This window comes from Candidatus Neomarinimicrobiota bacterium (genome assembly GCA_022560655.1).
GTDB lineage: Bacteria > Fidelibacterota > Marinisomatia > SCGC-AAA003-L08 > TS1B11 > JADFSS01.
Window position 1 is genome coordinate 1 of the sequence record JADFSS010000088.1, and the last position, 7,124, is coordinate 7,124.

Annotated in this window: 7 protein-coding genes; 2 read left to right on the plus strand and 5 right to left on the minus strand. The window is 61.6% G+C overall.

Annotated elements, in window-relative coordinates; translation table 11 throughout:
- Together IH971_10135 and ispG are read right to left on the minus strand one after the other, a co-directional pair.
- Nucleotides 1–1,120 (minus strand): YifB family Mg chelatase-like AAA ATPase (locus IH971_10135; protein MCH7498196.1); only part of this gene is annotated, 1,120 nt, incomplete at its 3' end.
- 40 nt (nucleotides 1,121–1,160) lie between these two features.
- The gene (gene ispG, locus IH971_10140) at nucleotides 1,161–2,225 is read right to left on the minus strand and encodes a flavodoxin-dependent (E)-4-hydroxy-3-methylbut-2-enyl-diphosphate synthase (protein MCH7498197.1); all 1,065 of its coding nucleotides are present in this window, start codon (nucleotides 2,223–2,225) and stop codon (nucleotides 1,161–1,163) included.
- 242 nt (nucleotides 2,226–2,467) lie between these two features.
- On the opposite strand from ispG, the gene IH971_10145 reads away from it, so the two are divergent.
- Nucleotides 2,468–3,265 carry a nucleotide-binding protein gene (locus IH971_10145; GenBank protein MCH7498198.1) on the plus strand — a complete coding sequence of 266 codons (798 nt, stop codon included), beginning with the start codon at nucleotides 2,468–2,470 and terminating at the stop codon, nucleotides 3,263–3,265.
- Nucleotides 3,266–3,443: 178 nt separating this feature from the next.
- Here the strand turns inward: IH971_10145 and miaA are convergent, their stop codons facing one another.
- Genes miaA through IH971_10160 form a run of 3 tightly spaced genes read right to left on the minus strand, consistent with a single transcriptional unit; the run spans nucleotide 3,444 to nucleotide 6,121 of the window.
- Complete coding sequence (miaA, locus tag IH971_10150; protein MCH7498199.1) at nucleotides 3,444–4,364, minus strand: tRNA (adenosine(37)-N6)-dimethylallyltransferase MiaA; 921 nt, start codon at nucleotides 4,362–4,364, stop codon at nucleotides 3,444–3,446.
- Between the two features lie 44 nt (nucleotides 4,365–4,408).
- Entirely contained in the window at nucleotides 4,409–5,197 is a 789-nt protein-coding gene (locus IH971_10155) for an ABC transporter permease (GenBank protein ID MCH7498200.1), read from the minus strand.
- Between the two features lie 3 nt (nucleotides 5,198–5,200).
- The gene (locus tag IH971_10160; GenBank protein ID MCH7498201.1) at nucleotides 5,201–6,121 is read right to left on the minus strand and encodes an ABC transporter ATP-binding protein; all 921 of its coding nucleotides are present in this window, start codon (nucleotides 6,119–6,121) and stop codon (nucleotides 5,201–5,203) included.
- Between the two features lie 445 nt (nucleotides 6,122–6,566).
- Here IH971_10160 and IH971_10165 point away from each other — a divergent pair.
- On the plus strand, nucleotides 6,567–7,124 hold a 558-nt coding region (locus IH971_10165), incomplete at its 3' end, for an ATP-dependent 6-phosphofructokinase (GenBank protein ID MCH7498202.1).

Below are 7,124 nucleotides of genomic sequence, written 5' to 3' on the forward strand. Positions count from 1 at the left end.
TCTGTGAGCAACTGCAGGTATTGCGGGGGTCGGTGGCATAGCCGCAGGGACAGGGGTTCATGGCCGCCACCAGCATGATGTTGGCTGGATAGGTAACCGATACCCTGGCCCGGGCGATGGTCACCTCGCCCGCCTCCAGCGGCTGCCTGAGCACCTCCAGTACGCTCTTGTTGAACTCGGGCAGCTCGTCCAGGAACAGCACGCCGTGGTGTGCCAGACTCACCTCTCCGGGCCGGGGCACAGAACCGCCGCCGATGAGTCCCGCGTCGGAGATGGTATGGTGGGGCGACCGGTAGGGACGCTGGCCGATAATCCCCTCGCCCGCCCGCAGAAGTCCAGCCACCGAGTGAATTTTGGTGGTCTCCAGCGCCTCATCCAGCGACAGTTTTGGCAGGATGGTGGGGATACGCTGGGCCACCATGGTCTTGCCGCCGCCCGGTGGGCCGATGAGAATGGCGTTGTGGCCGCCCGCCGCCGCCACCTCCACCGCCCGCTTGGCGTGTTCCTGCCCCTTCACTTCGCTGAAGTCGATAGTGGCCTGCCGTGCCTGCTGGAGCAAGGCTTCCCGTTCCACGGTCACCGGATGCAGGGGTTGTTCGCCCCGCAGCAGCGCCACGACCTCCGGCAAGTTGGCCAGCCCGCCCACTTTCACGCCCTCCACCAGGGCGGCTTCGGTGGCGTTGACAGCTGGTACTAGCAGCGTGTTGATCCCCTCCTGCCGGGCCACCATGGCGATGGGCAGCACCCCTTTCACCGTCCGGAGGGAGCCGTCCAGGCCCAGCTCGCCCAGCAGGACGATCCCTTCCAGCGCTGCCTGCGGCACCTGCCCCAGGGCGGCGAGGATACCTACGGCAATGGGCAGATCGAAGGCGCTGCCCTCCTTGCGGATGTCCGCCGGTGCCAGATTGACAGTGGTGCGTTTCTGGGGAATCTGAAAACCGGAATTCTTGAGCGCCGCCAGCACCCGCTCTTTACTCTCCCGCACGGCGCCCTCCGGCAGTCCCACGGTGGTAAATGTGGGCGGCACCGTATTGTCCAGGTGGCACTCCACCTTGACGATGTAGGCGTCCACACCCAGCACGGCCGCCGAAAAAGTATGCGCGAGGAGGGCGCCGGCCACGAGCGCCGGCTAGGTTGCAGCCCGGTCGGCCAGGACCGCCCTAGTGCTTGTCATCGGGCCAGTTCTCGATTTCCAGCACCAGGCGATCAATGGCTTCCGCTTCCGACACCCGGCCCGCCTTTTTGCCATTGAGATACAGCAGACCGCCACCCTTGCCGAATGCGATGCCCAAATCGGCCCCCGTGGCTTCACCAGGGCCATTCACCGCGCAGCCCATCAGGGCCACACTGAGCGTCTTATCGATCCCCTCCATGCGGGTCTCGATCTCGTCGGCAAGCTTGAACAGGTCCACCTCCAGCCGGCCACAGGTCGGACAGGCCACAATGGTGACCCCACGGCTGGCCAGCCCCAGCGACTTGAGCAGCTCGTAGCCTACCTTGACCTCCTGCACCGGGTCAGCGGTGAGGGACACCCGAATGGTATCACCGATTCCGTCCGCCAGCAGCGCGCCTATGCCCACGGCCGACTTCACGGTGCCCGACTTGACGGGCCCCGCTTCAGTGACCCCCAGGTGCAGGGGATAGTCGTATTTCAGCGCAAATATCCGGTAGGCCGCCATCATCAGCGGCACATCGCTGGCCTTGAGGGAGATCACCAGATCGTCAAGGCCATTTTCCTCGCAGACGGCCATGTGCTTCTCTGCGCTGGCCACCATGCCCTCGGGTGTGGGATAGCCGAATTTTTCGACGAATTCCCGCTCCAGGCTACCGGCATTCACGCCGATGCGAATAGGCAGTCCGGCGCTCTTTACCTTGGCGATCACCTCCTGAACCCGCTCCCGGGAGCCGATGTTGCCGGGATTGATCCGTATCTTGTCGGCCCCGGCATCCACTGCGGCCAGGGCCATGCGATAGTTAAAATGAATGTCGGCCACCAGCGGCAGATCGGTGCGCTGACGGATCTGGGCAAAGCCCTTGGCGGCGGCCTCATCGGGCACGGTGATGCGCACGATCTGGCAGCCCGCCTCCTCCAGACGCTCGATTTCCGCCATGGTGGCGGCCACATCGTCGGTCTTGGTGGTGGTCATGGATTGCACCGGGATGGGCGCGCCTCCACCAATGGGGACCCCGCGCACCGTTACCTGGCGCGTATGACGGCGATTAATCAGCTTCACAAGAACGGCTCATTGTAGCGCTAAGTTACACCCTGGTAGCGAATACGCCAAGACGGGCAGGCTACCGGTGGATTGGAGGGCGGTTTGGATCAGTCCGGCAGAGCCACTAAGCTTAGAGATGCCTGCCGGTGCGGCTGCCCAACCGCTCACAAGGGCGAGCACAGGATAAAGTATAATTGCTGCACCGCTCAGTTCGCAGCAGTTAGGATAGTCTCCTTGGAATTTGGAGGAAAATGCAGAAGACTAAACATTACCGACAAGCCCGCTTTTCTGCTGATGTTATCCGCGAGGCACTTCAGGTATTTCGCTCACAGCAAGGGCCTAAGGACCAGGAGCGATCGCAGCAATACTTGAGCGTAGAACTTGAAGACTCCGAATGGAGGCATGACACTGAGGACGAATTCTTCGCCGACTACAGACGGTCCAAGGGCGGAGCGGTATTCTCTGAGCAGACTAATGGCTACAACTTTCTCATCCACGCGTTCACTGATTCTGCCCAAGTCAAAATTGGTGCTCCTGAACGGGGGAAGATTGAAGTTGTGTTTGAGGTGTTCGAGAAACATGCTGGGGCATCTCGCCTGCCTGATCCTCCCAAGTCAGAACGTCCCAAACCAAGGATCTTCATTGGGCACGGAGGTAGCGCGATTTGGCGCGATCTGAAAGATCACCTGCAAGACAAGCATGGCTACATCGTCGAGGCGTATGAAATTGGAGCAAGAGCAGGCCATACAATCAGAGACATCCTTGAAGAAATGCTTGCTAAAAGTTCATTCGCTGTACTTCTTATGACTGGAGAAGACGAGACAGCGGAGGGTGATTTGCTCGCTCGACAAAATGTGGTACACGAAGCTGGGTTATTTCAGGGAAAGCTTGGCTTTCACCGGGCAATCGTGCTCCTAGAGGAAGGCACAGTAGAGTTCTCAAACATACATGGTATTGAGCAAATCCGATTCGCCGGAGGCAACATCAAGGAAACCTACGGGGAGGTATTGGCAACTTTGAAGAGGGAATTCGGGGAGAACTTAACCTAGCATGGCAGATCCAGCGTACGCGGTAGACCGCGCCGCTGATTTACGTCGTACGCAACCTCACAAGTGCGGAATGGGACAGTCGTGGACGGAACGTAATCTATCCGTGCGCATCGTGCCTTGCCCAGATCGGCAAGGCTTTGGAACAGCCATAACTCCCGGAGCACCCACGCCAACCCCATCATGAGCCGCTGGCGTCTCCCGGCGCAATCCACTGCACCGGCTCCCGGCGAAACCAGGTGAGCTGCCGCCGGGCAAACTGCCGCGTCCGCAGCTGAATCAGCGGCACGGCCTCGTCCAGCGCCAGCTCGCCGGCCAACACCTGCACCAGCTGCCGGTAGCCCACCCCCTGCATGGCGTGGGCCGTCGGGGGCACCCCAGCGTCCAGCAGTCGGCGCACCTCGTCCAGCCAGCCCCGGTCCAGCATGGCGTCCACCCTGCTATCGATGCGCGCATTCAGTTCCTGGCGCGGCCGCCGCAGGCCCAGCAGCTGGAAGGTCACGGCCCCCACCCCGGGGATGGTAATGGCTGGCTGGCGGTCATAGCCGCTATGCCCCGCCTGCCGCCAGCTGTGCATCTCACTGGGGGGCCGGCCGGTGGCCTCGAGGAGCTCCACGGCCCGGGCCAGGCGCCGGATGTTGCTGGGCTGGAACGTCTGCGCATATTCTGGATCGGCCCGCGCAAATTCGGCATAAACCTGTTTCGCCCCCTGCGCCTCGATGCGCGCCAGCACCGCCTGGCGCAGAACGGGGTCCGACTCCCCCGAGGCCACCAGCCCTAAACGCACGGCGCGCAGGTAGAGGCCGGAACCGCCGCACAGGATCGGTTCCCTGCCCCGGGCGACGATCTCGGCTATCTGGTCGTAAACCAGCCGCGCGTACTGCCCCGCGGTAATCCGCTGCGCCGGGTCGAGCCGGTTAAGCAGATGATGGGGCACGCCCCCTTGTTCACCGGCGGTAGGCTGGCCGGTGCCGATAACAAATCCGCGGTAGATCTGGCGGGAATCCACGGAGATGACCTCGCCGTTCCGCTTCAGGGCCGCCTCGACAGCGTAGGCCGTCTTGCCCGCCGATGTGGGCCCGACGATGGTGAAAATTTTCATTGCGGCGGGAGCTGCTGCCTCCATGAAGGCCACGACCTGGGGGCCTAATACTGTCCCAGCGACCCCTGTCGCCGTGCCAACCCCTCGCACCATTTGAAAATGGTCCATCCCCCGATGAAAAACAGGGCCGAGTGGAGCACCAGCAAGGCGAGCGACCCGTCCGCCCACACGCTGGCCAGAGACTGCCTGTCAATCAACAGCTGCCGCAGGACAATGATGCCTTGCGTTGTGGGCAGCGTCTTGGTGAAGGTCGCCAGTCCTGCCGGGAAGCGGTCCACGGGGAAAAAGGAGCCATTGAGGAATAGCAGGCTGTTCTGGATAATAAACGCCAGCGTGCCCACTTGCTTGAAAACCAGCGTGGCGCCGGCCACCATGAATCCGAAGCCGTACACCCCGGCAACCGTAAGCGCCAGCACAGGGAGAGCCGGCCAGCGCAGGGGCAGGTCGAGCTTGAAGCCCGCGATGATGAGAATGCTCATCAGTAGCACCATGGTGCCGGCAAAGAGCAGGCGGGAAAAGGCCCGCCCCAGAACGATGAGCCCCGTTGGCGCCGGGGTCATGTACATCTGCTCCAGGGTACCGGTGCGGGTCTCCTCCATGAGGTTCCAGCTCATATCGTTCAGGGCCATGCTGGCAAAAGTCCACATCATGTAGCCGATCATGATCGGCGCCATACGTTCGGGGACAAACTTGCCGTTCCCTATCATGAACGTAACAGCGAGGAATACACCACCGAACATGAGCACCTGGGTGAACATGCTAAAGCGGTAGTCCCAGATGAGCAGCATCCCCTTGCGGGTCTCGTTGTAAAAGGCCAGCAGTGCCAGTCGCATGGGTCAGTCCTCTCGCGCCAGGGTGCGCAGAAATACTTCCTCCAGGTCCAGCTCGGACCGGGTCACCGAGTGCAGCGGCACACCCGTTGCACGCACCTTCCCCAGAATTTCGAACAGGGCGGTTTGATCGCGGATGGCCCCGGTCAGGATGGTCTGGCCGTTGTCCTCCTCGGCCTGCAGGCCATCGAATCCCGCCAGCTGGTCGGGCCGCAGCTGGCCGTCCAGCCGGATCCGGTAATGGTGATCGCCGGAGAGGTTCAGCAGCTTGGCTACCGGCTCATTGGCCAGCAACTTCCCCGCCCGCATGATCGCCACCCGGTCGCACAACTCCTCGGCCATCTGCAGCTGGTGGGTCGTCAGAATGACGGTCTTGCCCTCTTCCCTGGATAGGCGCGAAATCCACTGCTTCACCGTCCGGGACGAGGGCACGTCCAGCCCCAGGGTGGGCTCATCGAGCAGGACGACAGGGGGGTCGGCGATGAGGGCGCTGGCGATGGCCACCTTCTGCTGCATGCCCCGGGAAAATGTGCGCACCGGATCCTTACGCCGGTCCCAGAGGTCCAACTCCTTTAGCAGCCCCTCGGCCCGCCCCCGAGTTTCCCTGGCGGTCTTGCCCTTCAGGCGCCCGAAGTACATGAGATTCTCCCACGCGCTCAGCCGCCAGTAGACGTTGCGCGTACCCTCCAGCACCACCCCGATCTGCGACATGGCCGCGCTGCGCTGGCGTGACACATCATAGCCATTCAGTTGCAGGTGACCTTCATCCGGAGTGATCAGACCGCACAACATCTTGATGGTGGTGGTTTTTCCGGCGCCGTTCGGGCCGAGGAATCCCAGGATTTCCCCTTTCTTTACAGAGAAGCTGACATCCTGAACGGCTACGGTCCGTCCATATCGTTTGGTCAATCCCTGAACTTCTATCACCGAACCCTCCCTGCAAAGATCATAGATCGAAAGATCAGAGGCTCTTCCCCTTGAGGAGCGGCGTTTTCACCTGCTCCTCATCCTTGATTTGGAATCAGCCCGCCGCTTTTAGCGTAGTGCTCCCCCCTCTGCTCCGCTTGCGGCTGGGAGCTTGGCCCGTTTGAATTGAGTGGTGTTTGGGCAGCGGCTAGCATACCAAATTATAGGGCCTTTTTCCAAGATTCGGCCAGGCTGCACGGGCCCGTCACACTCCCGCGTTGCCGATGAGAACAACATGCCGTAGGATAAGTTGTGCAAGTCTTTCAAAGAGCCTCCAGGCAGCTTCGGTCTTGTTGTCTCCTGCAAACGGGAATGTTCTGGTAATCTTGGCAGTTTGACGGGTGTAGAAATTGGCGTTTCCGCCGAAAAGGAAAAGAATGCCGGATTCCCGAAAGGAGTTGGAACCATGTGTCTAACTGTCGGCATCTTGACCGGCGGCGGAGACTGTCCCGGGTTGAATGCGGTGATCCGGGCCGTCGTGCGGCGAGTGAGGTCTCTCGGCTATGCGACTACCGGCATTATGGAGGGCTGGAGAGGCCTGCTCGAAAACAAGATGGAACGGCTGGACCTGGAGCGTGTTTCCGGAATCGTCTACCGGGGCGGCACCATCCTGCGCACTTCCCGGACGAACCCGCTGAAACGTCCCGACGGGCTCAGCACCATCAAAACCAATCTGCAGAAGAACGCGATTGACGCGCTCGTTGCCATCGGCGGCGATGACACCATGGGCGTGGCCGACCGCTTGTTTCAGGACGGCGTTGCGGTGGTGGGCATTCCCAAAACCATTGATAATGACCTGAGCGGGACGGACTATTGTTTCGGTTTTGACACGGCGGTCAACATTGCCACCGAAGCCATCGACCGGCTCCACACCACGGCGGAGGCGCATAACCGCGTCATGGTAGTGGAGGTGATGGGCCGGGACACGGGCTGGATTGCGGTGGCTTCCGGCATGGCGGGCGGC

Bases quoted from the DNA above. Each gene is read 5' to 3' on its own strand.
- IH971_10145 (MCH7498198.1), top strand. From the start codon at position 2,468: ATGCAGAAGACTAAACATTACCGACAAGCCCGCTTTTCTGCTGATGTT.
- miaA (MCH7498199.1), bottom strand. From the start codon at position 4,364: ATGAAAATTTTCACCATCGTCGGGCCCACATCGGCGGGCAAGACGGCC.
- IH971_10155 (MCH7498200.1), bottom strand. From the start codon at position 5,197: ATGCGACTGGCACTGCTGGCCTTTTACAACGAGACCCGCAAGGGGATG.